Source organism: Rhodococcus sp. Leaf225 (assembly GCF_001426145.1).
GTDB lineage: Bacteria > Actinomycetota > Actinomycetes > Mycobacteriales > Mycobacteriaceae > Rhodococcoides.
Map to the genome: position 1 here is coordinate 599,774 of NZ_LMRN01000009.1, position 25,932 is coordinate 625,705.

Annotated in this window: 26 protein-coding genes; 20 read left to right on the top strand and 6 right to left on the bottom strand. The window is 69.3% G+C overall.

Features of this window, described 5'->3' with window-relative positions:
* The first annotated feature begins 55 nt into the window (after nt 1-55).
* Nucleotides 56-1,522 carry a carboxylesterase/lipase family protein gene (locus tag ASG69_RS07240; RefSeq protein WP_056441602.1) on the top strand — a complete coding sequence of 489 codons (1,467 nt, stop codon included), beginning with the start codon at nt 56-58 and terminating at the stop codon, nt 1,520-1,522.
* On the opposite strand, the gene ASG69_RS07245 is transcribed toward ASG69_RS07240, so the two are convergent.
* Nucleotides 1,519-2,337 carry an esterase/lipase family protein gene (locus ASG69_RS07245; RefSeq protein WP_056441603.1) on the bottom strand — a complete coding sequence of 273 codons (819 nt, stop codon included), beginning with the start codon at nt 2,335-2,337 and terminating at the stop codon, nt 1,519-1,521. The two genes, ASG69_RS07240 and ASG69_RS07245, sit on opposite strands and share 4 nt — an antisense overlap.
* 125 nt (nt 2,338-2,462) lie before the next feature.
* Between ASG69_RS07245 and ASG69_RS07250 the strand changes: the two genes are divergently transcribed.
* The 3 genes from ASG69_RS07250 (at nt 2,463) to ASG69_RS07260 (ending at nt 5,193) form a co-directional block, all read left to right on the top strand.
* On the top strand, nt 2,463-3,218 hold the full coding sequence (locus ASG69_RS07250; RefSeq protein ID WP_056441606.1) for a phosphoglyceromutase: 756 nt from the start codon (nt 2,463-2,465) through the stop codon (nt 3,216-3,218).
* Nucleotides 3,219-3,323: 105 nt separating this feature from the next.
* Nucleotides 3,324-4,493: a sensor histidine kinase gene (locus ASG69_RS07255; RefSeq protein ID WP_027504493.1), complete on the top strand. Its 1,170-nt coding sequence runs from the start codon at nt 3,324-3,326 to the stop codon at nt 4,491-4,493.
* 16 nt (nt 4,494-4,509) lie between these two features.
* Complete coding sequence (locus ASG69_RS07260; RefSeq protein WP_042576719.1) at nt 4,510-5,193, top strand: response regulator transcription factor; 684 nt, start codon at nt 4,510-4,512, stop codon at nt 5,191-5,193.
* An 80-nt stretch (nt 5,194-5,273) separates the two neighbouring features.
* Here the strand turns inward: ASG69_RS07260 and ASG69_RS07265 are convergent, their stop codons facing one another.
* Nucleotides 5,274-6,143: a hypothetical protein gene (locus tag ASG69_RS07265; protein WP_056442318.1), complete on the bottom strand. Its 870-nt coding sequence runs from the start codon at nt 6,141-6,143 to the stop codon at nt 5,274-5,276.
* A 182-nt stretch (nt 6,144-6,325) separates the two neighbouring features.
* Nucleotides 6,326-7,126 (bottom strand): hypothetical protein, encoded by an 801-nt coding sequence (locus ASG69_RS07270; protein WP_027504496.1) that lies wholly within the window; start codon nt 7,124-7,126, stop codon nt 6,326-6,328.
* Between the two features lie 154 nt (nt 7,127-7,280).
* Here ASG69_RS07270 and ASG69_RS07275 point away from each other — a divergent pair, with 154 nt between their 5' ends.
* From ASG69_RS07275 to ASG69_RS07315, 10 genes are all read left to right on the top strand, one after another.
* On the top strand, nt 7,281-8,237 hold the full coding sequence (locus ASG69_RS07275; protein ID WP_027504497.1) for a Ppx/GppA phosphatase family protein: 957 nt from the start codon (nt 7,281-7,283) through the stop codon (nt 8,235-8,237).
* Entirely contained in the window at nt 8,234-9,250 is a 1,017-nt protein-coding gene (locus ASG69_RS07280; protein ID WP_056441609.1) for a Yip1 family protein, read from the top strand. Before ASG69_RS07275 ends, ASG69_RS07280 begins: the two co-directional genes overlap by 4 nt.
* Nucleotides 9,247-10,101: a sugar phosphate isomerase/epimerase family protein gene (locus ASG69_RS07285; protein WP_056695733.1), complete on the top strand. Its 855-nt coding sequence runs from the start codon at nt 9,247-9,249 to the stop codon at nt 10,099-10,101. The genes ASG69_RS07280 and ASG69_RS07285 overlap by 4 nt, the downstream gene beginning before the upstream one ends.
* A gap of 88 nt (nt 10,102-10,189) precedes the next feature.
* The gene (locus ASG69_RS07290; RefSeq protein ID WP_235578904.1) at nt 10,190-10,897 is read left to right on the top strand and encodes a MerR family transcriptional regulator; all 708 of its coding nucleotides are present in this window, start codon (nt 10,190-10,192) and stop codon (nt 10,895-10,897) included.
* Nucleotides 10,894-11,745 carry a thioesterase family protein gene (locus tag ASG69_RS07295; RefSeq protein ID WP_027504500.1) on the top strand — a complete coding sequence of 284 codons (852 nt, stop codon included), beginning with the start codon at nt 10,894-10,896 and terminating at the stop codon, nt 11,743-11,745. The genes ASG69_RS07290 and ASG69_RS07295 overlap by 4 nt, the downstream gene beginning before the upstream one ends.
* A 61-nt stretch (nt 11,746-11,806) precedes the next feature.
* On the top strand, nt 11,807-12,622 hold the full coding sequence (gene proC, locus ASG69_RS07300; RefSeq protein WP_056441616.1) for a pyrroline-5-carboxylate reductase: 816 nt from the start codon (nt 11,807-11,809) through the stop codon (nt 12,620-12,622).
* A 123-nt stretch (nt 12,623-12,745) separates the two neighbouring features.
* On the top strand, nt 12,746-12,991 hold the full coding sequence (locus tag ASG69_RS07305; protein ID WP_027504502.1) for a helix-turn-helix domain-containing protein: 246 nt from the start codon (nt 12,746-12,748) through the stop codon (nt 12,989-12,991).
* A gap of 263 nt (nt 12,992-13,254) precedes the next feature.
* On the top strand, nt 13,255-13,356 hold the full coding sequence (locus tag ASG69_RS22085) for a 30S ribosomal protein bS22 (protein WP_003402602.1): 102 nt from the start codon (nt 13,255-13,257) through the stop codon (nt 13,354-13,356).
* Between the two features lie 193 nt (nt 13,357-13,549).
* Nucleotides 13,550-14,659 carry an NAD-dependent epimerase/dehydratase family protein gene (locus ASG69_RS07310; RefSeq protein WP_155956935.1) on the top strand — a complete coding sequence of 370 codons (1,110 nt, stop codon included), beginning with the start codon at nt 13,550-13,552 and terminating at the stop codon, nt 14,657-14,659.
* Entirely contained in the window at nt 14,656-15,762 is a 1,107-nt protein-coding gene (locus tag ASG69_RS07315) for a lysophospholipid acyltransferase family protein (RefSeq protein ID WP_056441618.1), read from the top strand. The genes ASG69_RS07310 and ASG69_RS07315 overlap by 4 nt, the downstream gene beginning before the upstream one ends.
* 8 nt (nt 15,763-15,770) lie before the next feature.
* Here the strand turns inward: ASG69_RS07315 and ASG69_RS07320 are convergent, their stop codons facing one another.
* The 3 genes from ASG69_RS07320 to ASG69_RS07330 form a co-directional block, all read right to left on the bottom strand.
* Nucleotides 15,771-17,327, bottom strand: a complete 1,557-nt coding sequence (locus ASG69_RS07320) for a sensor domain-containing diguanylate cyclase (RefSeq protein WP_235578875.1) — start codon at nt 17,325-17,327, stop codon at nt 15,771-15,773.
* Nucleotides 17,328-17,698: 371 nt separating this feature from the next.
* Nucleotides 17,699-19,228, bottom strand: coding sequence for a phytoene desaturase family protein (locus ASG69_RS07325; protein ID WP_082544306.1), 1,530 nt, complete (start codon nt 19,226-19,228; stop codon nt 17,699-17,701).
* Nucleotides 19,225-20,190, bottom strand: a complete 966-nt coding sequence (locus tag ASG69_RS07330) for an HAD family hydrolase (RefSeq protein WP_051613156.1) — start codon at nt 20,188-20,190, stop codon at nt 19,225-19,227. The genes ASG69_RS07325 and ASG69_RS07330 overlap by 4 nt, the downstream gene beginning before the upstream one ends.
* A 180-nt stretch (nt 20,191-20,370) precedes the next feature.
* Between ASG69_RS07330 and ASG69_RS07335 the strand changes: the two genes are divergently transcribed.
* The 6 genes from ASG69_RS07335 (at nt 20,371) to ASG69_RS07355 (ending at nt 25,893) form a co-directional block, all read left to right on the top strand.
* Nucleotides 20,371-20,631 (top strand): glutaredoxin family protein, encoded by a 261-nt coding sequence (locus tag ASG69_RS07335; RefSeq protein WP_027504505.1) that lies wholly within the window; start codon nt 20,371-20,373, stop codon nt 20,629-20,631.
* Between the two features lie 200 nt (nt 20,632-20,831).
* A complete protein-coding gene (locus tag ASG69_RS07340) occupies nt 20,832-21,713 on the top strand; it encodes a redox-sensing transcriptional repressor Rex (RefSeq protein WP_037184687.1) in 882 nt (293 codons plus the stop codon).
* On the top strand, nt 21,710-23,104 hold the full coding sequence (locus ASG69_RS07345) for a glutamyl-tRNA reductase (protein WP_056441625.1): 1,395 nt from the start codon (nt 21,710-21,712) through the stop codon (nt 23,102-23,104). Before ASG69_RS07340 ends, ASG69_RS07345 begins: the two co-directional genes overlap by 4 nt.
* Before the next feature lie 29 nt (nt 23,105-23,133).
* Nucleotides 23,134-24,132 carry a hydroxymethylbilane synthase gene (hemC, locus tag ASG69_RS07350; protein WP_156380477.1) on the top strand — a complete coding sequence of 333 codons (999 nt, stop codon included), beginning with the start codon at nt 23,134-23,136 and terminating at the stop codon, nt 24,130-24,132.
* Nucleotides 24,125-24,334, top strand: a complete 210-nt coding sequence (locus ASG69_RS22440; protein WP_155956936.1) for a hypothetical protein — start codon at nt 24,125-24,127, stop codon at nt 24,332-24,334. The genes hemC and ASG69_RS22440 overlap by 8 nt, the downstream gene beginning before the upstream one ends.
* Nucleotides 24,331-25,893 (top strand): uroporphyrinogen-III synthase, encoded by a 1,563-nt coding sequence (locus ASG69_RS07355; protein WP_027504509.1) that lies wholly within the window; start codon nt 24,331-24,333, stop codon nt 25,891-25,893. Before ASG69_RS22440 ends, ASG69_RS07355 begins: the two co-directional genes overlap by 4 nt.
* Nucleotides 25,894-25,932: the final 39 nt, after the last annotated feature.

Consider the following 25,932-nt stretch of genomic DNA (forward strand, 5'->3'; position numbering starts at 1 on the left):
GGGTGTTCGCGTCATGTGAGGGGTGTGGGGGCACTCGGGGTGGTACTCATGAGCCATGGACACGATCACCGTCGACACAGCCCAGGGCCAGGTGCGCGGTCGCACCGACAACGGCATCGCCTCGTTCCTCGGCGTTCCCTATGCCGAGGCGCCGTTCGGACCGCACCGATTCCAGGCGCCGACCGCGCCGCCGCGGTGGTCCGGCACGCGCGACGCCCTCGAGCACGGCGCCACCGTCCCGAAGGTCGGGTACCGGCCGCCCACCAGCGAGATCCTCAGCGAGCCCGTGGTGCCCGGCGAGGAGTGCCTGAACGTCGCCGTGTACTCGCCGGACGTCGCCGGCTCCGCGCCCGTGTTCGTGTGGATCCACGGCGGCGCCTTCGTGAACGGCAGCAACGCAGTACCCGCCTACGACGGCACCGCCTTCGCGCGGGACGGCGTCGTCGCCGTGGTGATCAACTACCGGCTCGGCGTGGACGGCTTCGCGCAGATCGAGGGCGCTCCCGCCAATCGTGGTCTGCTGGACCAGGTCGCGGCGCTCGAATGGGTCCGGGACCACATCGCGTCGTACGGCGGCGACCCGGCGCGGGTGACCGTCGCGGGAGAGTCCGCGGGTGCCATGAGCGTCGGCACGCTGCTGTCGATGCCCCGCGCCGAGGGGCTGTTCCACCGCGCGGTCCTGCAGAGCGGCGCCGGCCATCACGTCATCTCGGCGGAGACCGCGGGCACCGTCTCGGCCGCGCTGGCGTCGGCCCTCGGCGTTCCGGCGACGGTGGAGGGGCTCGGCTCGGTACCCGTCGACGCCCTCGTCGACGCCCAGCGCACCCTGTCCGATCGCATCGCCACGGAGGCGTCGAGCGGCGCGTGGGGTGAGGTGGCACTGAACATGATGGCGTTCGAGCCGTGCATCGACGGTGATGTCGTTCCTGCGCTGCCGTATTCGCGCATCGCCGACGGTGCGGGCGCCGACGTCGAACTCCTGCTCGGCACCACCAGTGAGGAGCACGCGTTCTTCCTCGTGCCCGCCGGCATCGTTCCGCACATCACCGAGGACTACCTGCGGACGGTGCTCGCCGGGTATCGACTGGACCCGTCGGTGCTCGACACGTACCGCGATCGGTATCCGGACGCCTCGCCCGGTGAACTCATGATCGCGGTCATGACCGACTGGTTCTTCCGCATCCCCGCCGTGCGCGTCGCCGAGGCGCACCCGGCCCACGTCTACGAGTTCACCTGGCGCTCGCCGCTGTTCGACGGGAACCTCGGCGCGTGCCATGCGCTCGAGATCCCGTTCGTCTTCGACGTGCTGGGCAAGCCCGAGACCGCTCGCATCACGGGGCCGAACCCGCCGCAGGCGGTCGCCGACGAGATGCACCGTGCCTGGGTCGACTTCGTGCGCGACGGCGATCCCGGCTGGGCGCAGTACGGGTCCGAGCGCACGGTGAAGATGTTCGGGACGGAGTCGGCCGTGGTGAACGACCCGCGGCCCGACACCCGCACGGTGTGGGACGGTACGCGCTAGCCGGTGAAGGGCGGGACGAACTCGCAGGGCACGGGTCGCGGGTGCGCGGGGTCGAGAGCGTTCAGCACGAACGCCGCGGCCCTCGGCGACCCGACGATGCCGGCATGCTCGGAGAAGTCGACGTCGCACGTGTCCTGTACGACGATGTTGGTCGCGTTCGGAGCCTCGACGTAGCCGTCCGTGTACGGGACCACCACCTCGTCGTACCGGGTCATGATGTTCGTGTACGTGATGCCCGGCGCGTAGCGGTACGACGCGTCGGGCCACGCGAGCTGCGACGGGCCCGACCCCTTCCACAGCGGGGCCAGCGAGACGTACCTGTCGATGTCGTCCGCTCCGCCGAGCACCTGCGCGTAGTAGTTGGGCAGCACCGTGCCCTGCGAGTGTCCGACGATGTCGACCTTCTCGGCGCCCGTCGCGGACAGCACCTCGTCGACGAACGCCGCGAACTGTGCTCCCTTCTCGGGAACCGGCCCGAGGCCACCGATCGCGCTGATCGGCCACGCACCCGGCAGCGCACCGTACGTCGGAGCGAAGACGCAGTACCCCTCGTTCTTCAGCAGCGGCGCGTACACGCCCCACCCGGTCTGCTGCCCGGTCCCCGTCCCGTGCACCAGGATCACCGGATTCGGGTGCTCCGCCGTCGGCACGCACGAGAAGTCGTTGGTTCCGGGCAGCGATCCGCCCGGGTTCGCGATCTCCGCCGGGAAGCCACTGAAGAAGTTGTAGTCGACGGGGAGGGGATCGGCCGTTGCGGTCGGGGCGCACGCGAGCCACGCGCACGCCGCGAGCGCCACTGTCCAGCGGGTTCTCATCTGCAGAGGCTAGCGGTCACGCCAGCTCGGCCCGGCGGAAGCGCAGTTCCCGCTGCGCACCCCGCGCGACCTGCGGCGCGCCCGACCGGTCGTCCCGCCGACGGCATCGTGAGAAACTGGGCGGCATGAGCATCGGAACCCTGATCCTTCTCCGCCACGGCGAGAGCGAGTGGAACGCGTCCAATCAGTTCACCGGATGGCAGGACGTGCGCCTGACCGCCAAGGGTGAGGCGGAGGGGAAGCGTGCCGGCGAGCTGATCAAGGAGGCCGGTGTGCTTCCCGACGTGCTGTACACATCGCTTCTGCGTCGCGCCATCAGCACTGCGAACCTCGCGCTCGACGCGGCCGATCGGCACTGGATCCCGGTCGTCCGCGACTGGCGTCTGAACGAGCGGCACTACGGCGCACTGCAGGGTCTCGACAAGGCGGCGACCAAGGAGAAGTACGGCGACGAGCAGTTCATGCTGTGGCGTCGTAGCTACGACACCCCGCCGCCCCCCATCGAGGTCGGCTCCGAGTACAGCCAGGACGCCGATCCGCGCTACGCCGATCTCGACAGCGTGCCGCTGACCGAGTGCCTGAAGGACGTCGTCGAGCGGTTCGTTCCGTACTACGAGAGCGTGATCGTCCCCGAGCTGCGGGCCGGGAAGACGGTTATGGTCGCCGCCCACGGCAACTCGCTGCGCGCCCTCGTCAAGTACCTCGACGGCATCTCCGACGCGGACATCGCGGGGCTCAACATCCCCACCGGCATCCCGCTGCAGTACGACCTCACGGAGTCGGGCGACAAGCTCGTTCCCACCGTGCCGGGCGGCACCTACCTCGACCCGGAGGCCGCTGCGGCCGGAGCCGCGGCAGTGGCGAACCAGGGCAAGAAGTAACGACTCGATGAACGCGGTGCGAACGTGCGCCGGACGTGCGGTGACGGCCGGAAAACCCGGCCCACCGTGCGTCGGTGCACGGTCGTGTGACCGTACGATCGGCCCGTGACCACTCCGACCGTCGTACTGATCGCCGCCGTCGCGGCGTTCGGTGGGTACCTCGTCGGTGGAGTGCTGATCCCGTATCTGAACTCCCGCCACGTCCTGCGTCAGACCCGCGACAACGGGCTGACGATGTCCCAGGTCCTCGACCTCATCGTGCTGGCCGCGCACAGCGGTATCGCCGTCGTCGACCAGTTCCACGACGTCGTGCTGTTCAATCCGCGCGCCGAGGAGCTCGGTCTCGTCCGCGGTCGGTCGCTCGACGATCGGGCATGGAAGGCCGCCACCAGGGTCCTCGAGACCGGTGACCACGTCGAGGTCGACCTCACGGTTCTCGACGCCCGCGGGCGCGCCGGCATCGCCGTGAAGGGGCACGCGCAGCTGCTCTCCCAGGAGGATCGCCGGTTCGTCGTCCTGTTCGCCGACGACGACTCCGAGCAGGTCCGCATGGAGGCCACGCGGCGGGACTTCGTCGCGAACGTCAGCCACGAACTCAAGACCCCCGTCGGCGCCATCAGCCTGCTGGCCGAGGCGCTGCTGCAGTCGCGCGACGATCCCGAGTCGGTCCAGCGCTTCGGTGAGCGGATGCTCGACGAGTCCACGCGCCTGGGCAACATGGTCAGCGAACTCATCTCGCTGTCCCGTCTGCAGGGTGCCGAGAAGCTCCCCGATCTCGACGTCGTCGACGTCGACACCGTGGTCAAGAGCGCGCTCTCGCGTTCGGCTCTCAAGGCCGAGGCCACGGGCATCGTCGTCACGACGGACCGACCGAGCGGACTCGAGGTGCTCGGCGATCAGACCCTGCTGGTCACCGCACTGTCCAACCTAGTCGAGAACGCCATCGCATACTCCCCGAAGGGGTCTCCCGTGTCGGTGACGCGGTCCCTGCGTGACGACGATGCGACGGGCCCACAGAGCATGGTGGCCTTCTCGGTCACCGACCGCGGCATCGGCATCGCCAAGGAGGACCAGGAGCGCGTGTTCGAGCGCTTCTTCCGCGTCGACAAGGCGCGGTCGCGGGCCACCGGCGGCACCGGTCTGGGACTGGCCATCGCCAAGCACGTCGCCGCCAACCACAACGGCCGCATCGAGCTGTGGAGCAAGCCCGGGACGGGCTCGACCTTCACGCTCCTCATTCCTGCTCACATCGAAGACGACGGCGAGCCGTCATGACCGAGAAGGACACCCCATGACGAGCGTGCTCATCGTCGAAGACGAAGAATCGTTGGCCGACCCGCTGGCGTTCCTGCTCCGCAAGGAAGGGTTCGACGCGACCGTCGTCGGCGACGGCCCCTCCGCCCTCGCCGAGTTCGATCGCGTGGGAGCGGACATCGTCCTGCTCGACCTCATGCTGCCGGGCATGAGCGGCACCGACGTGTGCAAGCACCTGCGCAGCCGCTCCGGTGTGCCGGTCATCATGGTCACCGCGCGCGACAGCGAGATCGACAAGGTCGTCGGCCTCGAGCTCGGTGCCGACGACTACGTCACCAAGCCGTACTCGTCCCGTGAACTCATCGCGCGCATCCGTGCGGTCCTGCGCCGTGGATCCGACACCGAGGAGATCGACGACAACAGCATCCTCGAGGCCGGACCGGTACGCATGGACGTGGAGCGCCACGTCGTCATGGTCGGCGGGCAGCAGATCACGTTGCCGCTCAAGGAGTTCGACCTGCTGGAGTACCTGCTCCGCAACTCCGGTCGAGTGCTCACCCGCGGACAGTTGATCGACCGTGTGTGGGGCGCCGACTACGTGGGCGACACGAAGACGCTGGACGTGCACGTCAAGCGTCTGCGCTCGAAGATCGAGGCCGACCCGGCCAAGCCGGTGCACCTCGTGACCGTGCGCGGGCTGGGGTACAAGCTCGAGGAGTGAGGCCGTTCGGTTTCGGCGAGTACGTCGAAAGTGTCGCTGCGGATCCGTTGATCACGACACTTTCGGCGTATTCGCGGACATCAGGCGGCAAGTAGCCGGCGGACACGACCGACCAGGACATCAGGTTCGCGCCGCACATCGTCCGACGTGATCTGCAGAACGCGCCAGCCTTCATCAGCGAGCAGCGCAAGACGGGCCTTGTCGCGTCGGACGCTATCGGGCGTTCCGTGGAATTCGTCGCCGTCGTATTCCATCGCGAATCGTCGTGCTGGCCAAGCGAGGTCGAGATAGAAGATGCCGAGTCCGTGCATCACGGGCCACTGCAACTCGGGTGCCGGAAGGTGGCCGTCGTGCAGCACCAGGCGGGTCTCCGACTCCATCGGTGAGCCGGATCTTCGGTCGACGAGCGGTGCCAGACGGCGGACCTCGACGATGCCCCGCCGCCCCCGTTGCGCATCGACTGCTCGTTCCAGCGATCCGGGTTCGCAGCCCACCCGGGCCGCGGCGTCGAGAACGGCGAGCGCGCGACCAGGGGCACGTTGCCGTGCGACCTCGACAGCAGTCCAGGCCGGCTCCACGACCAATCGGGTGCCGACCTCCACCAATGGTGCACCCCGTCGCTGGTGCACCACTACCCCTGGTCTGCTCTCGATGCGCCGATCGTCGGGCTCCACCACATGTAATTGCTGCGTCTGGTCGACGTCGAAACCGTGCATCGCCGCCGCCGTGTCCATGGATGCGGCAACCCGCGTTCCGAGCTCGATGCTCAGAGCGTCGAGTCGCGCCGAGACAGGGAGCGTTCCGACCGCGTACAGCCCGTGCCGTACGCGAGTCAGCTGACGAGTGTGCACCAGCCACCGCACGCGGCTCGGGGACATGCGTCGGAGGAGATCGGTCGTGTGCAGGAAGCCGCCGTTGGCTCTCATTGCGTCGACGAGTGTGGGGTCCATGGCGCAGACCGTCACGAGCTGCACCGACAGGCGCCGCGTCGATCGAGCAACTCGCCAGTGCCGTGGGGATGACGGGGTGCCTGTGGATGAAGCTTGACCAAGCCCCGGCGAGTACGTCGAAAGTGCTGCGGCGAGCGCCGAGATCACGGCACTTTCGACGTACTCGCAGGGCATTGACGGGACTACGTGCGCTGAGCCTCGCGGGTCGCGGGGTGCACGGCGATCAACCCCAAGCCCTGCCGACGCCGACACAGCGCGGCGAGTTCGGTGTAGACGTCCTTGCCGAGCAGCTCCGTCAGCTCTGGCGCGTACGACTGCCAGACCGCCTTCGAGCCGACGTGTGCGTCGGGGGAGGCGGTGCAGTACCAACTGAGGTCGGCGCCGCCCTCACCCCAGCCGCGTCGGTCGTACTCGCCGACGACGGTCTGCAGGATCTCGACACCGTCGGGGCGCGTCACCCAGTCCTGGGTGCGGCGGATGGGCAGCTGCCAGCAGACGTCGGGCTTCACCTCGAGGGGTTCGACGCCGGTGCGCAGCGCCATCCGGTGCAGTGCGCACCCGATGCCGCCCTCGAAGCCCGGTCGGTTGAGGAAGATGCACGCACCCTTGTACTTGCGGGTGCGCAGCGCCTGCTCGCCTTCGAGATCGTCGACCTCGACGAACCCCTTCTTGCCGTGTCCCTTGTCGAAGAACTGCCAGTCGTCCGGCGTGAGCATCTCGACGGAGGCGACGAGCTTGGCGTGGTCGTCGTCGTCCGACAGGAACGCTCCGTGCGAGCAGCACCCGTCGTCGGGCCGATCCGGCACCGTGCCCTGGCACGCGGGAGTTCCGAAGACGCACGTCCAACTCGACAGCAACCACGTCAGATCTGCGCGGACGACGTGCTCGGGGTTGGTCGGATCGACGAACTCGACCCACTCGCGCGGGAAGTCCGGCGCCACCTCGGGTGCGGGATCGAGTTTGTGGGTCGCCGCGGGTTCCAGCACGTCCGCGGGCCGTCCGGTGGCCTCGCCCGACCGCCGTCCGGCCTCGTCGCCCACGCTCGTCGTCTGCTTTGCGGCCCGGCCGGCCTCCGGCCTACCCGCCTTCTCAGCACGTGTCACAAGCCACGACGCTAGACCCAGTACGGTGTTCCCTGTGCGGTTAGGGGTGCTCGACGTCGGAAGCAACACGGTTCATCTGCTCGTGGTCGACGCTCACCGCGGCGGTCACCCGACACCGATGAGCTCTACCAAGGCTGCCCTGCGCCTGGCGGAGAACACCGACGACGCCGGTGACATCACCCAGTCCGGCTCCGATCGACTGGTGCGGACGGTCGCCGACTTCTCGTCGATCGCCACATCGTCGGGCTGCGGCGAGCTCATGGCCTTCGCCACGTCGGCCGTCCGCGACGCACGCAACTCGACCGCCGTGCTGAACCGAGTGCGTGACGAGACCGGCGTGAGCCTGCAGGTTCTCTCCGGCGAGGACGAGTCGCGACTGACGTTCCTGGCCGTGCGTCGGTGGTACGGCTGGAGTGCCGGGCGCATCCTCGACCTCGACATCGGCGGCGGATCCCTCGAGCTCAGCACCGGGATCGACGAGAACCCGGACGTGGCGATGTCGCTTCCCCTCGGGGCCGGCCGACTGACGCGCGACTGGCTGGCCGAGGATCCTCCCGGCAAGCGGCGGGTCGCCGTGCTGCGTGACTGGCTCGACGCGGAACTCGTCGAACCGGCGAAGAAGCTGCTCGAGCCGGGGCTGCCCGACCGGGCGGTGGGAACGTCGAAGACGTTCCGCTCGTTGGCTCGATTGACCGGCGCCGCTCCGTCGGCTGCCGGCCCCCGTGTCGTCAGGACCCTGACGGCCGACGGTCTGCGTCAGGTCATCTCGTTCATCTCGAGGATGACCTCGGCGGACCGTGCAGAATTGGAAGGCGTGAGCGCGGATCGATCACGACAGATGGTGGCCGGAGCACTGGTCGCCGAGGCGAGCATGCGCGCGCTGTCGATCGATTCGTTGGAGATCTGTCCGTGGGCGCTGCGTGAGGGATTGATCCTGCGCAAGCTGGACACGGAGACGTTCGGCGATGTGGTGGAGACTCGAGAGACATGAGTGACGACAACAACGGAAGTGGCGCGGCCGACACAGGACAGGTATCGGTGGCGGAACTGCTCGCGCGCAACGGCGCCAAGGTGGACACGCAGTCCGGTGGCGGTCGACGTCGACGCGGCATGGCCGGCGGTATCTCCGTCGCCGAGCTGACCGGCGAGATCCCGATCGTCCGCGACGAGACCCCGGCCGAGGCGCCCGACGACGAGTCCGACGTGTCGCCCGAGACCGAGTCGCCGCAGGACCAGCCGCGGCAGGCCGAGGCCGACGAGTCGACCCGCGACGCCGAGCCCGAGCGGCCCGCCCCGGCACCCGAGCCCACACGGTCCACGCCCCGGATCGACGACCGCCGCCGTGAGCAGCAGGCCCGCCCGACCCCTGCGTTCGGCGCCGCCCGTTCCGCTCGGCCCGAACCCGCGCTGTTCTCCGGCGCTCCGTCCGTGGCGGTCGACCGCCTGCGCGCCTCCACCGAGGAGCGTGCGCTCGCACCCGAGCGGCCGGCGCAGGAGCGTCCCGCTTCCGATCGACCCGGCGCTCCTGAGCAGCAGCGGTCGACGCCGGCCGAGCCGGAGGTCGACGCCGACGAGGTCACGGCCGAGAACGACGCGGTGACCACGATCGTCCCGGCAGTGACCGAGGATTCCGAGACCCCGGACACGATCGCCACCGACACGGCCGACGAGGCCGATCTCGCGACCCCCACCGATGCGGAACCCGTCGAGGACGCACCGGTGGCGCCGTCGAAGTCCCGCAGCCCGGTCAAGCAGTGGTTGTCGCTGATCGGCCAGGGCATCGTGGCGATCGTGCTCGGCGCGCTCCTGTTCAAGGGGTTCGAGCGACTGTGGGAGATGCTGCCCTGGGTCGCCCTGGTCCTCGCGTTCTTCGTCATCGTCGGACTCGTGGCCGTGGTGCGTGTGCTGCGCCGCACCGACGACATCGTGTCGATCCTGCTGGCGGTGGTCGTGGGCGGATTCGTCACTCTGGGCCCGCTGGCCTTCATGCTCAGCACCACGTGACGACGCCCGGTCGCCGGCCCGTTCCGGTGGGGTTGTCCACGGCCTCGGTCTATCCGCAGAACACCGAGTCCGCATTCCGCTTCGCCGCGGAACTCGGCTTCGACGGGATCGAGCTCATGGTGTGGGCCGAGCCGATCAGCCAGGACGTCGGTGCGATCAAGCAGCTCAGCCGCGCGTACGGCGTTCCGGTTCTGGCGCTGCACGCACCGTGCCTGCTGATCACCCAGCGGGTGTGGGGTTCGGATCCGGTCTCGAAGCTGGTGCGCTCGGTCCACGCTGCCGAGGCGCTCGGCGCGTCCACCGTGGTGGTGCACCCGCCGTTTCGCTGGCAACGCATCTACGCCGACGGTTTTCCCGACCAGGTCGCCGAGCTCGAGTCCGACAACGAGGGCATGGTCGTCGCCGTCGAGAACATGTTCCCGATGCGTGCGGACCGGCTCTTCGGTGCGGGCACCGGCTCGGTGAAGCGGCTCGAGAAGCGCGGCGGGAAGCCGGGCATCGGGTTCACCGCGTTCGCGCCGTCCTACGACCCGACCGACGTGGGCCACCAGCACTACACGCTGGACTTCTCGCACACCGCGACGTCCGGGCTCGATGCCGTGGCGCTGTCCGAGCGCATGGGCGCCGGGCTCAAGCATCTGCATCTCGCGGACGGCCGCGGCGCCTCCGTCGACGAGCACCTCGTGCCCGGCGACGGCACGCAGCCGGTCGCGGAGGTCTGCCAGGCGCTGGTCGCGCGAGGCTTCGACGGTCAGGCCGTGCTCGAGATCAACACCCAGAACGCGCGGACCGCCACCGAGCGGTCGGCCGCACTCGAACGATCGTTGGCGTTCGCCCGGCAGCACCTCTGACGTCCCTCACCTCCGAAGTTCGCACCCTCGGAAGTTCGCACCCGGATAGTCCCACTATCCACTGTGGTCTAGAGTTCGACCGGTGCGCATGTCCGAGCTGGTCGAACGATCCGGGGTCCCGCGACCCACGATCAAGTTCTACCTCCGCGAAGGGCTCCTCATGCCCGGGGTCGGCGCGACGACGGTGTCCGAGTACACCGACGAACACCTCGACCGCCTCCGGTTGATCAAGGCCCTGACCGGCGCCTCCCTTCCTCTCGGACGGATCAGGACGGTGCTCGCGGCCCTCGACGAGGCGACCGGCGACGTCCATCCCGCGATGAGCCGGGCACTCGGTGCGCTCCCGCCCTACCTCGACGACGCGGGGCAGGACGGAGTCGACCCGGGTCCGGCGCCGCGTACCTCGCGGATCCTGGAACGGCTCGGCCACGCCGCCGCCGATCTCCCGACCGACAGTTCGGCAGCTCGTCAGCTCGACCACTCCCTCGCCGCCGCCGACGCTGCGGGCGTCCCGCTATCCGACGACGACGTCGTCGCGTACGCCCGTGCCGTGCGCGTGATCGCGGAGGGGGAGTGGGCGCGGGTGCTCGACCACACCGAGCCACGCGACGCCGTGCGCTTCGCCGTCCTCGGGACGGTGCTCTACGAACCGGTGGTCACCGCCCTGCGCCGCCTCGCGCACCACGATCTCGCCCAGCAGCACTTCGCCCCGACCGGCCTTCCCGACCAACTCACCCGGCCGGCCTCCGGCCTTCCCGACCGGCCCCACCCGACGACAGATTCGAGCGACCAGTGACCGACGCCCCGTTCCGCACCCTCACCACACTCGATCGCACCGACACGGATCTGTTCGAGGGCAGCATCGACCCGACGTGGACCATCGGCCCCAAGGTGCACGGCGGCGCCATGATGAGTGTCTGTGCCGCGGCCGCCACTCAGCGTCTCGCGCTGGACGACGACCCGATCGAGCTCACTCCGCTCGCAGTCAGCGCCAGCTACCTCGCGGCGCCCGATCCCGGCCCGGTGACGGTCGAGACGACGGTGCTCAAGCGTGGTCGGCGCGTGGTGCACGTCGACGCGGTGTTGCTGCAGAACGGTCGTCCCGCGGTGCGGAGCGTGGTCACGCTCGGCACGCCGGACAGCGGAGCGCCCGTGCACCAGGAGCACGAGTCGTCGCTGGCGTCGGTCCTCGACATGGCCGTCGAGCCGCCGGACTCGGCCGCTCGAGTGGCGCCCGGTCACCCGATGGCGGACGTCGTCCACGTCGCCACGGGCTGCGACATGCGTCTCGATCCCACCGCCGCGCACTTCCTGACCGGCGCGCAGGGGTCGGCGGAGATCCGCATGTGGGTCCGGCCGCGGCCCGACGACGAGAACGATCCCGTCACCGCGGCGCTGTTCGCCATCATGGCCGGCGACATCTGCCCGCCCGTGACGATGAATCGCGGCCTCTTCGGCTGGGCTCCGACGGTCCAGCTCACGACGTACCTGCGCCACACCCCGGCACCCGGCTGGCTGCGCGTGAAGTCGTCGAGCACCGTGCTCGGCGGTTCCTGGTTCGAGGAGGACCACACCATCGTCGACTCCACCGGTGCCGTGGTGGTGCAGAGCCGACAGCTGGCCATGGTGCCGCTCGCGACCTGAGCCCGACCGAGGGACCGCGACACCCTGCCGATCGCCACCCGCGGCATGGCACGCTGAGCGCATGACGAGAATTGCGGTGATCGGCGGCGGCCGGATCGGTGAGGCGTTGATCGCAGGACTGATCGAGGGCGGGTTGCCCACCGGCAACGTGGTGCTGGCGGAGAAGTACCCGGCCCGCGCGGACGCGGTGGCCACCCAGTTCGGCATTCGGACCACCAGCGTGATCGACGCGATCGAGGGCGCCGACGTCATCGTCGTCGCGGTGAAGCCCGACGACGTCGACTCGGTGATCACCCAGATGTCCAAGGCCGAGCTCAACGGGGAGCGCGAGCAGATCATCGTGACGATGGCCGCCGGCGTCACCGCGTCGCGCTATGAGCCGAAGCTGCCCGCGGGCATCCCGATCGTCCGTGTCATGCCCAACACCCCGATGTTGGTGGGCGAGGCGATGAGCGTGCTGGCCCCCGGCCGCCATGCCCGCTCGGAGCACATCGAGACGGTGCGCAAGCTGCTCGGCACCGTCGGGAAGACGGCCGTCGTGTCCGAGGACAAGATCGACGCGGTCACCGCCGTCTCCGGATCCGGACCCGCCTACTTCTTCCTCATGGCCGAGGCCATGATCGACGCCGCCGTGGGTCTCGGACTGCCTCGCGACACCGCCACGACACTGGTCGTCCAGACGATGGTGGGCTCCGCGGCGATGCTCGATCGCTCGGACGAGTCACCGCAGGAGCTCCGCGCCGGTGTGACGTCTCCCGGCGGCACCACGGCCGCGGCCATCGCCCAGTTGGAGCGAAAGGGCTTCCGAGCTGCGCTTCTCGACGCGATCGACGCCGCCAAGGCGCGGGGAACGGCTCTCGGTTCACCGGTCGAATAAATATTGGTCCCCCCACCCGTCGCTTTTGTCACTCGAGTCCCGCTAAGCTCGCTGCAGCACGTGCGTGTCTGTTCTGCCGGAGGGGAAGCCGGCAGCGCGGGCGTGCCGGAGGTATGTGGATTTATGGAATCCGTCAACAAGCCGTCCGGGTCGAGCAAGAGCTCGTCCCACGACGGCCAACCGGCTGTGGCCGGAACCCAGTTCCTCACGGTGGCAGAAGTTGCCTCACTGATGAGGGTGTCCAAGATGACCGTGTACCGCCTGGTGCACGGTGGCGAACTGCCCGCCGTTCGTGTGGGCCGTTCGTTCCGAGTGCATGCGAAGGCGGTGCACGACTACCTGGAGACGTCCTACTTCGACGCAGGCTGACGCACGCCTCGTCCCGTCTGTTCCACGTGGAACGGTGCATGCCCGGGGAAGGGCATCGGCACGGTTCACCGGAATCGGACGGTTCGGGTGTGCGCCGCTGCTGCGGAGGCCGGTCGAGGGTGGTCGTGTGAGCTGGGTATGATGGGGCTGAGTCGCGTGAGCGCGCAGTCCCGTCACTGCCGTGTCCGCCGACGACCGAACAGCACCAGCAGCGGTATCAGCAGTGCAGCTGTACAGAGACGAAAGAACGCGAGGACACCCGCATGGGTTCAGTGATCAAGAAGCGTCGCAAGCGCATGTCGAAGAAGAAGCACCGCAAGCTGCTTCGCCGCACCCGCGTTCAGCGCAGGAAATTGGGTAAGTGATCCGGTAGGGATCGCGACGACTTCCGCCCGTGAGGATCGAGTTTCGACCGTCCTCGCGGGCGTTGTCGTATCCGGTCCCGCGGGTGTCGCGTGCCGGTTCTTCTCGTGCCGGAGCGCGCACGCGGGGTTCGTGACACCATGGCGTGTGCGGCGCCGCGCGAGCGGTGGCCACGGGAGAAACCTAGGGGGTCTGGTGAGCTCTGACGACACCGGGCGCGACGCTCCACGCGTCGTGCTCGTCACGGGAGCGAGCCGATTCCTGGGTGGATACCTCACCATGCGACTGGCGCAGAACCCGTCGATCGAGCGGGTCGTCGCCGTCGATGCCGTGGCACCCACCAAGGACATGATCCGGCGGATGGGTCGCGCCGAATTCGTGCGGGCGGACATCCGTAACCCGTTGATCGGCAAGGTCATCCGCAGCGCGGGCGTCGACACCGTCGTGCACGCGTCGCTGCTGTCCCGGCCGCCCAGCGGCGGTGGCCGCACGGTGATGAAGGACCTCAACGTGCTCGGGGCGATGCAGCTGTTCGCCGTCTGCCAGAAGTCGCCGACGGTGCGGCACGTGGTGCTGCGCTCGTCGACGGCGGTGTACGGCTGCAGTGCGAAGGATCCGGCGCAGTTCACCGAGGAGATGGGCGCGCGGTCACGTCCGCAGGGCGGCTTCGCCCGCGACGCCATCGAGACCGAGGGCTACGCCCGTGGGCTGGGCCGTCGTCGTCCGGACATCGACGTCAGCATCCTGCGCAACGCCCCCATGATCGGACCCCGGTTGAACGGATCCGTCTCGCGCTACCTCACCTCGCCGGTCACACCGTCGATCCTCGGTCGCGATGCGCGCATGCAGTTGCTGCACGAGGAGGACGCGCTCTCCGCACTCGAACGCGCCACGTTGGCCGGCCCCGCGGGCACCTTCAACATCGCGGCCGACGGCATCATCATGCTGTCGCAGGCCATCCGCCGAGCCGGCCGCGTGGAGCTGCCGGTGCCCATGGCCCTGTTCCGCACCACCGGCAAGGCGGTGATGGGATCGCTGATGCGCGACTTCTCGGCGGAGCAGCTCGACTACTTCAACTTCGGATGCGGGGTGGACACCACCCGGATGAAGAACGTCCTCGGATTCACCCCACGGTGGACCACCGTGCAGGCGTTCGACGACTTCGTGCGCGGAGTCGCGCTGACGCCGGTGATCCGGCGTGAATGGGTCGACGCGATCGAGAATCGCGTCATCGGACTGTTGGGCGGTGCAACCTCCGGGGCGCACCCGTCGCCCGTGTCGTTGCCGGCCGGAGCGGGAAGGTGAACGACGTGGCCAAAGTGATTCCGCTGCACGGTAAGTCGTTCGATCGCCTCCGGCAGTCCACGCCCGACGGTGGGCCACGCGCCGGCAGCGACCCGGCGGACGTCCGCGGTCGGCACCCCTCGTCCTACGCGTCCCCGTCGCCCTCGCCCTCGATGGTGCCGAGTGTCGAGGCGCCGACGCCTCTGGTCGTGCCCGAGACGGCAGCACCGCATGCGACGCCGGACGTCGGCGAGTTCCCGTCGGCCGTCGAGTCGGTACGGCGTGCGCTCGTCGACCGTGTCGCCGGGGGAGCGGACTTCCTGCGGACGCGCCTGTCGGGCGACTACGAGGTCGACGAGTTCGGTTACGATCCCCACTTCGCCGATTCCGTCTGGCTTCCGGCGTTGCGACCGCTGTTCGAGAAGTGGTTCCGCGTAGAGGTGCGCGGGATCGAGAACGTGCCCGCCGAGGGCGGCGCCCTGGTGGTCTCGAACCACGCGGGTGTCATCCCGATCGACGGACTCATGGCCTCGGTCGCCATGCGGGATCACCACCCGCAGCACCGCGCGCTGCGCATGCTCGCCGCGGACCTCGCGTTCGAGACCCCGCTGGTCGGCAGCATCGCGCGCCGCGCCGGCCACACCCTGGCCTGCCAACCCGACGCCGAGCGACTACTGCGTGGCGGCGAGGTCGTGGCGGTGTTCCCGGAAGGGTTCAAGGGCATCGGCAAGCCGTTCAGTGAGCGCTACAAGCTGCAGCGCTTCGGCCGCGGTGGCTTCGTCTCCGCCGCGCTGCGCACCCAGACGCCCATCATCCCGTGCTCGATCGTCGGGTCCGAGGAGATCTACCCGAAGATCGGTGACCTGACGACGCTCGCACGCGTCCTCGGCATGCCGTACTTCCCGGTCACGCCGCTGTTCCCGCACTTCGGTCCGCTGGGTCTCGTCCCGCTGCCGTCGAAGTGGTACATCGAGTTCGGCGAGCCCATCGAGACCACGTCCTACGCGCCGTCCGCCGCCGACGACCCGATGGAACTGTTCGAGGTCACCGACCGCGTGCGCGAGACGATCCAGCAGACGCTCTACCGGCTGCTGACCCGTCGCCGGAACGTCTTCCTCGGCTGACCGCTCCGTCAGCGTCCGAGGTCGTCTTGCGTTCGCGTGCTGTCATGCCGGCGTTGTTTGACCAGGTACATCGCCCTGTCCGCTTCGCGCACGAGTTCGGTGGCGTCGTCCGTCCGCTCGTGCGCGAGACCGATGCTGGCCGAGATCTCGAGAGTCAGGTCGCAGCTCAGGGTGAACGGTGTGTCGAACACCGCCGACACCGTGTCGACCACAGCACCGACCTCGTCGTGTGCAGCAGGGTGAGCTACCGCGAACTCGTCACCGCCGTATCGCGCGATCCATCCACGTTCCCCCACCGCCTCGGAGAGACGGTCGGCAATGGAGCGCAGTGCTGCGTCACCGATGTGGTGTCCCCACGTGTCGTTGATGGCCTTGAAGTGGTCGACATCGACGAAGATCATGGCCACGTGTGAGTCGTCATCCACACTCGCGTGGATGGCATCGTCCACCGATACCAGGAAGGTGTCCCGATTCAGTAGTCCCGTCACGGCGTCCCGAGTCGCACGTCGTCGAAGTTCGGCCACCGCGGACTTCTCCGCTGTGATGTCGGTGATCTGCTCGAGTACAGCGCTCAGGGTGCCGTCGCCGTCACGAATCGGAACTGTCACCGATTCGATCCAGATGGTGGCAGTCTGTGCCCGGAGGCTCCACATCGCCTGATACCTCATCGATTGATGTCCGTCTGCAGCGATGGCCGCGCGCTCGGAGAGGACGTGATCGCGCGAGTCGGGGTGAACCAGCTCGAGTATGTCCATGTCGGTCATCCGGGAATCCTCCGGCGCTCCCAGCAGACGGCGGAGGGCATCGTTCGCCAGGGTGATGCGTCCGGTGGCGTCCACGAGCATCATCCCTGTCGGGGATGTTCGAAGGATGGACGTGAACACCTCGACCGCGGCATCCCGCTCGGTCTGCGCAGTGACGCGGTCGGTGACGTCGCGGAACGACGACTGCACCTGATAGGGGCGCCCAGCAGGATCGCAGATGAGCTGCCCGATCACCTCGACCCACCGCGTCGATCCTGACCGATGTCGGACGGGCAACGTGATGGTCACCGGTCCCAGGCGGTCCAGGATCGAGGCGAGCGCTGATCGCGCGGCGCCCAGATGACTCGGCAGAATGAGATCGAAGGTGCTGAGGCCCATCAGCTCATCTGGGGTGTAGCCGAAGACCTCGACCGTGGACGGCGACGCCCACAGCCAGGTGGAGTCGAGGCCGTGGAGTCCGACGACCTCGTGCAGACGCTCCGTGATGAGCCGGAACATGCGCTCGGAATGCTGGAGACGGAGGCGGTCGGTCTGCTCGTCCTCCACCACGTGGAAACACGTGATCGCACTCGGAGGCAGACCGGGCACGTCCACCGGGTAGCTGTCGATGATCATCCACACGTAGTCCAGATGTGCACTGCGGCCCCGGCGGACTCCCATCAAGGTCCCCGTGACGGGTGTGCGAGTACGCAGAACGGTCATCGCGGGGTGATTCTCGCCGAGCAAGGGTTCACCATCTCCGGAGATGGTCGACCAGAGGGGATCGACAGAGGTACGACCGAGCATCTGGTCCCCGGTCATGTTCAGGATCTCCTCGGCCGGTGGTGTCCACGCCACGATTGCGCCCGACGGATCCTGGAGGACGATTCCGTAATCTGTCGTCGGCAGGCGGCCGCGTGCGGTAAGGAGAAGAGCTGTGAGGTCTCCTCGGAGCGGGTGTCCGGACTCGGTCGTACGGCTGTCCGGTGTGGGCTCGGTGTCCGTGGAACTGTGGTGCGCCGTTCTCGACATCACTCGACGCCTCTCGTCGTGCCGGGTGGCCGCCCGGAATTCCTCGTGTGTGTTCACGATCGGAAGTCCTCTGCCGCACGTGTGCGTCACCACCACCCGTGACGAATCATACGTGTGCGACTCTCGGGGAGAATTGAGTGCTCTGCGCGCGTTGTCGCAGACTAGAGCCCGGTGACGTCGGCGATCAGCTCGTCGACGATCTGTGCCGAGAGCGTCACCAGCGGGAGTCCACCGCCGGGGTGCGACGATCCACCGACCAGGAACAGGCCGGGGATCGGCGAGCGATTGGCGGGGCGCAGGAACGCGGCCGTCGCCCCGTTGGACGACGTTCCGTAGATGGACCCGCCCGGAGTCATGGTGCGGCGCATCAGATCCGCGGGCGAGATGACGGTCTGCCGCAACACTCGATCGCGGACGTCGACTCCGCGTTCCGCCATGACGTCGAGGATGCGGGAGGCGTATCTCTCGCGGAGCCCGGGTTCGTCCCAGTCGACCAACGACCGCGAACCGGTGCCGTGTCGAGCCGCGTTGACCAGCACGAACCACGCTTCGGAGTCGTCGTTCGGCCGCAGCGCGGCATCGTCCGGCGCGCTGACGTACACGGTCGGCGACTGCGCCGGATGCGCCGGGCGGGCCCGGGTCCCGAACACCGCGTCGAACTCGGCGTCGTAGTCGTCGGGGAACAGCACGCGGTGGTGCGGAGTGTCCGCGTCGCGTCCGCGCAGTGCCAGCAACACGACGAAGCCCGACAGGCTGGGGGTGGTCGCCGCGAGGCGTCGCCGGGCCACGGCGGTGCGCGGTGCCCGCGGCACCAACGAGCTGTACACCTGCTCCGCGTCGGCATTCGCGACCACGATATCCGCAGCTACCCGACCGTCGGTGGTCTCGACACCGCGGACCCGGCCGCCCTCCACGACGACGGAGGTGACCGTGATGCCGGTGCGGATGTCGGCGCCGAGGGACGACGCCCTCCCGGCGACGGCGTCCGCGATGCGGTGCAGACCGCCGGGCACGTGCCACGATCCCCACCGCTGTTCGACGTGGGGGACGGTCGCCAGGGCAGCGGGCGCGCGGCGAGGATCGGATCCCGTGTACGTCGCGTAGCGGTCCAGCATCATCCGCAGACGGGGGTCGGTCAGATACTGCCGACCGAGGCTTCGCAGGCTCGACCACGGTGCGATAGTTCGGAGGTCACCGACGCGGCGCGACAGGGTCGCGAGCTCTCGCGGCCCGATCGGTGACTCCAGGAAGGCCTCGTGGGTCGCGTCCCAGATCTGCTCGGCACGCGCGGAGAACCGCGACCACTGCGCACCGGCATCATCACCGAGCGCTGCGTCGAGGGCGGCAGGGATCTCCTCCGCACGTCCCGGCATGTCCAGCACCGTGCCGTCGGGAAAGCGGTAACGGCACGCGACAGGGAGTCGCTCGAACGTCAGGTCGCCGGGTCCGCCGGTCTGCTCGAAGAGGTCGTCGAAGACGTACGGCATCGTGACCAGCGACGGACCGGTGTCGAAACGGAAGCCGTCGTGCTCCTCCAGGCCGAGTTTGCCGCCCAGCACGTCCGACTGCTCGAGGACGGTGACGTCGAAGCCTCGGTAACTCAGGCGTGCAGCCGTGGCCAGACCGCCGATCCCGGCGCCGACGACGACCACTCGCGTCCCGGCCGCTCTGTTCCCGGAGGGTGCGCTCACGGGTTGCGGCGGCCCAGCACGGCGGCGACGCCGCCGCCGACGGCACCGAGTGCGAGAGCGGTGGGGACGCCGATCTTGGCGGCCTTGCGGCCGGTGCGGAAGTCGCGGATCTCCCACCCGCGGTTCTTGGCCAGCTCGCGGAGATCGGCGTCGGGATTGACCGCGACGGCGGTGCCTACGAGGGACAGCATCGGCACGTCGTTGTGGCTGTCCGAGTACGCGGTGCATCTGCGCAGGTCGAGGCCTTCGCGGACGGCCAACGTGCGGACGGCGTGCGCTTTGCCGCGACCGTGCAGGATGTCGCCGACGAGCCGTCCGGTGAAGACACCGTCCTTGCTCTCCGCGACAGTGCCGAGGGCTCCGGTCAGACCGAGCCGCTTGGCGATGATCGACGCGAGTTCCACCGGCGTCGCCGTCACCAGCCACACCTGCTGGCCGGCGTCGAGGTGCATCTGCGCGAGAGCACGGGTGCCGGCCCAGATGCGGTCGGCGATGATCTCGTCGAAGATCTCCTCGCCGAGCCGCACGATCTCCGCGGTCGAGCGGCCCTCGACGAAGGACAGTGCCTTCTCGCGGCCGGTGCTGACGTCGCCCAGGTTCTCCTTGCCGCTCACGCGGAACTTGATCTGCTGCCAGGCGAACTCGGAGACGTCCTTGGACGTGAAGTACTTGCGGGCCGCGAGCCCGCGGGCGAAGTGGATGATCGACGCGCCCTGCACCATCGTGTTGTCGACGTCGAAGAACGCAGCGGCAGTGAGATCACGCGGAACCGTGCTGACGTGGTCGTCGGCGGCCTCGGCGCTCTCGGCCTGCAGCGCGATGGCGGCATCGGCGCTCGCCTCGCCGGCGAGCTTGGCGCGGATCTGGGCGGCGGTGGGGCCGAGGGGATTGCGGATCCGTCGACGGACCTGCTTCTCGGCCGCCTCCGGGTCGACGAGTCGACGTTCCCGCGACTCGTCCATCACCTCGGGCGACTCGGTGAGTTCCGAATCGGGCGTGACAGCAGCATGTGCGTCGTCCGGATCATGCTGATCGGGCACGGTGCACCTCCCCACCTCGACCGGTCGTCCCACGGGCGCGGGCCGTCCCGGTCCTGCCGATCCACCCTAACCGCGTGCGCGAGGCGGTGAGACACTCGACTCATGACCAGCCCGGTACGCACCGTGACGTTGCTGACACGCGCCGGATGCGGGGCGTGCGACGCCGCCCTGCGCGTGCTCGTTCCCCTGTGTGCGGAGTACGGCGTGGCCTGCGAGTCGGTCGACGTCGACGCGGTGGCCGCGCAGGACCCTGACCTGCGGGCGGAGTACGGGGACCGGCTGCCGGTGGTGCTGCTGGACGGCCGCGAACACAGCTACTGGGACGTCGACGTGCCCCGGCTGCGGCGCGATCTGGAGAACTGACCCGGGCCGCTCGTCACCGTCGGTGCGCGCGGCCGTCGGATCACCGGGCGCGGGATCGTACTACACGGGTCGGCGACTTTGTTCATCCCTCCACGAGAGGCTACCGTGGAGAGAAGAAAGGGGTCGGCGACGAACCCTGCGTCACAGGTACCACGGTCCTGTGCGTGGCCCGCCGATCCTCGGATGACCGTGGAGACCGCATGCCTGTCATCAGGCGTGCCGTCGGACGAGGAGCCTTCGACGTGACCTCACAACGCCGCCTGCCCGGCGTCGGTATCGCGCGCTCCGGCGCCGTGTCCGACTCCGGCCGCGACGGTGGTGCTGTGTCTCGTGACGGTGGTGCGGTCTCTCGCGCTGTGCCCCAGGCTACGGTCACCCGATTCGCGGGGTATCTCCGGGTACTGAGTTCGCTGACCGACACCCGAGTGATGATCGTCTCGAGCGAGGACCTCGCGACGGCCGCCGGGGTCGGTTCGGCCACGCTACGCAAGGACCTCTCGTTCCTCGGCCCGATGGGTGTGCGCGGAGTGGGCTACGACGTCGCTCGCCTGCGGGCGCGCATCGAGCTGGCGCTCGGTCTGGATCGCGGTCACCGCGTCGTGCTGGTGGGCACCGGCAACCTCGGCACCGCACTGGTCGGGTACGACGGGTTCAGTCGTCGCGGTTTCACGATGGTCGCCCTGTTCGACAGCGATCCGGCCGTCGTGGGCCGTGAGATCACCGTCGGCAACGCCGACGACGGCTACTCGCAGCTCACCGTTCTGCACGTCGATCGGCTGGTCGAGGTCGCCGCCGAGCTCGGCGCCACCGTCGGCGTCGTCGCCACGCCGGACGCTGCCGCCCAGTCCGCCGTCGACGCCCTCGTCGAGGCCGACATCGACTGCATCCTCAGTTTCGCGTCCACCGATCCGGTGACGCCCCCGCACGTCGATCTCCGCCGCGTCGATCTCGCCGTGGAGCTGCAGGTCCTCTCGTTCGCGAACGCCCACAAGGCACCGCGCATCCGTCCCGCCCGCCCGGTCTGTCGTGATCCCCGGACGGTCACCCCCGCTAGTAGAAACGGATCGGTGATAGCACCGTGAGTGTCCTTCTCCTCGGGATTTCGCATCGAAGCGCTCCCGTCTCGGTGCTCGAACGTATCGCCGTCAGCGACACGGAACGCCCGAAACTGACCGACGAGATCATGATGTCGCCGCATGTCTCCGAGGTCATGATCGTCTCGACGTGCAACCGCGTCGAGGTGTACGCGGTGGTCGACGCCTTCCACGGCGCCCTGACCGATCTCGGTGCACTGTTGTCCGAGCACTCGGGTCTCGAGCTCGCCGAGCTCACGAAGTACGCCTACGTGCGTTACAGCGAGGCCGCGGCCGAGCACCTGTTCGCCGTCGCCGGCGGACTCGACTCGATGGTGATCGGTGAGCAGCAGATCCTCGGGCAGATCCGTGCCGCCTACGCGGCGTCGGACGCTCAGCAGGCATCGGGCCGCGCGCTCCACGAGCTGGCGCAGCAGGCGCTGCGCGTGGGCAAGAAGGTCCACTCCGAGACGGGCATCGACAAGGCGGGAGCCTCCGTGGTCTCCGTCGCGCTCGATCGCGCCTCCGACGTGCTCGGTGGTCTCGCGGGCAAGAAGGCCGTCGTGCTCGGCGCCGGCGCGATGGGCGGTCTCTCCGTCGCTCATCTGACGCGAACCGGCATCGGCAGCATCGCGGTCGCCAACCGCACCCAGAGCCGCGCGCAGCACCTGTCCGAGACCGCGGCCGCGGGCGGCGTGACGTCGTTCGCGATCACACTCGACCAGCTCTCCGCGACGGTGGCGGACGCCGACATCCTCGTCACCTGTACCGGTGCGGTGGGTGCCGTCGTGACCATCGCCGACGCCCATCGTGCGCTCGCGCAGCGCGACACGCAGGCTCGCCCGCTGGTGATCTGCGACCTGGGCCTGCCCCGCGACGTCGAGCACGCCGTCGCCGGCCTGCCCGGCGTGACCGTCCTGGACATGGAGTCGCTGCAGCACGATCCCGCGGCCGGCGCCGCGGCGTCCGACGAGCGTGCGGCCCGCGACATCGTGGCCGCCGAGCTCGCCTCCTACCTGTCCGGACAGCGCCTCGCCGAGGTCACCCCGACCGTCACGGCGCTGCGTCAGCGGGCCGCCGAGGTCGTCGAGTCGGAGCTCATGCGGCTCGACTCGCGACTGCCCGATCTGGCCGACCCGCAGCGCGACGAGGTTGCCCGCACCGTGCGCCGCGTCGTCGACAAGCTGCTGCACGCGCCCACCGTGCGCGTGAAGCAGTTGGCCACCACGCCGGGCGGTGACTCCTACGCCGAGGCGCTCCGGGAGCTCTTCGAGCTCTCGCCGAGCACGGTGCAGGCCGTCGCGTCGCCGATGGAGGTCGCCACCGCCGTAGACACGGACAATCCCACCGCCGCCCTCGCGGACGACTTCACCCTCTCCCACGAGCGGGGTACGGAATGATCGCGAACGCCGCTGCGCTGGGTGATCGCGTGGTGCGTATCGGTACCCGCGGCAGCTTGCTCGCCACGACGCAGGCCGAGACCGTCCGCGCTGCCATCACGGCCGCCGGTGTCCGCACCGAGCTGGTCGTCGTGACCACCGCGGGCGACAAGTCGGCCGCACCGGTGCAGGAGATCGGCGTGGGCGTCTTCACCGCCGCCCTCCGGGAAGCATTGGCGGACAAGACCATCGACGTCGCCGTGCACTCCTACAAGGATCTTCCGACGGCGGAGGACGAGCGTTTCACCATCGGCGCGATCCCGCAGCGCGAGGACGCGCGTGACGCCCTGGTGGCGCGCGACGGACTGGTGCTCGGCGAACTGCCCGCCGGTTCCACCGTCGGCACGTCCGCACCGCGGCGTATCGCCCAGCTGCGCGCACTCGGCCTCGGCCTGGACGTGCAGCCCCTGCGTGGCAACCTCGACACCCGCATCGGCAAGGTCACCAACGGTGAGCTCGACGCCGTCGTCGTGGCCCGTGCCGGACTGGCGCGGATCGACCGTCTGGACGTCGTCACCGAGGCTCTCGAGCCGGTGCAGTTCCTGCCGGCTCCCGCTCAGGGGGCACTCGCAGTGGAGTGCCGCTCCGACGACCACGATCTGGCCTCCGTGCTCGCGACCCTCGACGATCCCGCGGCCCGCGCCTCGGTGACGGCGGAGCGGGCCCTGCTCGCCGAGCTCGAGGCCGGCTGCACCGCTCCGGTCGGGGCCATCGCCGAGGTCGTCGAGTCCATCGACGAGGACGGCCGAGTCTTCGAGGAACTGTCCTTGCGCGGCTGCGCCGCCGCGGTGGACGGCTCCGACGTGATCCGAGCCTCCGCAGTGGGGCCCGTCGACGACGCCGACGGCATCGGCCGCCGCGTCGCCCGTGAACTTCTCGATCTCGGCGCCCGAGACCTGGTCGCCGTCACCGAGCCCTCCAGTTCGTCCACCGCCGCCTCGACCCAGAGACCGGGCGGTACCGAGAAAGGCGAGTCGATCGATGCGTGAGCAGAGGGCGCTGAGCGTCGTCGGGACCGCGAGCCGACACAGACGTGGCGGCCTGCCCGGGCGACGCGTGACACCCCGTCCGGGACGGTACGAGCGCATCGCCACATCGCGGTTGATCCCCAAGCGGGGTCCCGCCACCGAGATCGAGATCCGCTTCCGCGACAAGTACGCGGAACAGACTGCACTGGAGAACGAATCATGAGCCGAGTCCGCAAGAACACCCCGGGACGGATCCTGTTCGTGGGCTCCGGACCGGGCGACCCGGCCCTGCTCACCGTCCGGGCGAGGGACGCGCTGGCGATCGCCGAGATGGCCTTCACCGATCCCGACGTCGACAAGGGTGTCATCGCCCTGGTGGGCACCGCAGTCCCGGCCGACGCCGAGACGGGCGAGAACGGCGTGGACGTGCGTCCGGCGCTCGGCGAGCCCGCCGAGGTGGCCAAGACGCTGGTCGCCGAGGCGAAGAACGGCCACGACGTGGTGCGGCTCGTCTCGGGTGATCCGCTGACCACCGACTCCGTCATCGCCGAGGTCACCGCCGTGGCGCGGACCCAGGTGCAGTTCGAGGTCGTTCCCGGCCTTCCCGCGGGGTCTGCGGTGCCGAGCTACGCCGGCATGGCACTGGGCTCCGAGCACACCGAGGCGGACGTCCGGGGCGACGTCGACTGGGCGTCGCTCGCCGCGGCACCCGGACCGCTCGTCCTGCACGCGACGTCCGGCCACCTCGCCGAGACCGCCAGTGCGCTCGTCGAGCACGGCCTGGCCCCGCAGACGCCTGTCGCCATCACCGTCCGCGGTACGACGCGTCAGCAGCGCACCGTCGAGGCGACCCTCGCGACGCTGAACGACGCGGGATCCGAGCTCGTGGGATCACTCATCGTCACGGTCGGCAAGGTCGTCTCGCAGCGCAGCCGGATGTCCTGGTGGGAGAGCCGCGCGCTGTACGGCTGGACCGTCCTCGTGCCGCGCACCAAGGACCAGGCCGGCGAGATGAGCGAGCGTCTGGTGACGCACGGCGCCATCCCCATCGAGGTGCCGACCATCGCCGTCGAGCCGCCGCGCAGCCCCGCGCAGATGGAGCGCTCGGTCAAGGGCCTCGTGGACGGCCGCTACCAGTGGGTCGTCTTCACCTCCACCAACGCGGTGCGCGCGGTGTGGGAGAAGTTCGAGGAGTTCGGACTCGACGCTCGCGCGTTCTCCGGCGTCAAGATCGCCTGCGTCGGCGAAGCAACGGCCGAGAAGGTCCGCTCGTTCGGCATCAACCCCGAGCTCGTCCCGTCCGGCGAGCAGAGTTCCACCGGGCTGCTCGAGGACTTCCCGCCGTACGACGAGGTCTTCGACCCCGTCAACCGGGTCCTGCTGCCGCGCGCCGACATCGCGACCGAGACTCTCGCCGAGGGCCTCCGCGAGCGCGGCTGGGAGATCGACGACGTCACCGCGTACCGCACGGTGCGCGCTGCGCCGCCGGCCGCCGAGACCCGCGAGATGATCAAGACCGGCGGCTTCGACGCCGTGTGCTTCACGTCGAGCTCCACCGTGCGCAACCTCGTCGGCATCGCCGGCAAGCCGCACGCGCGCACCCTCGTGGCGTGCATCGGACCGAAGACCGCCGAGACGGCCGTCGAGTTCGGCCTGCGTGTCGACGTGCAGCCCGAGACGGCTCAGGTCGGACCGCTGGTCGAGGCACTGGCCGAGCACGCTGCACGACTGCGCGCCGAGGGTGCACTGCCGCCTCCGCGCAAGAAGTCTCGTAGGCGCTGACCCGCCCGTGCGCCCTTTGCGCATCCAGGGATACGCAAA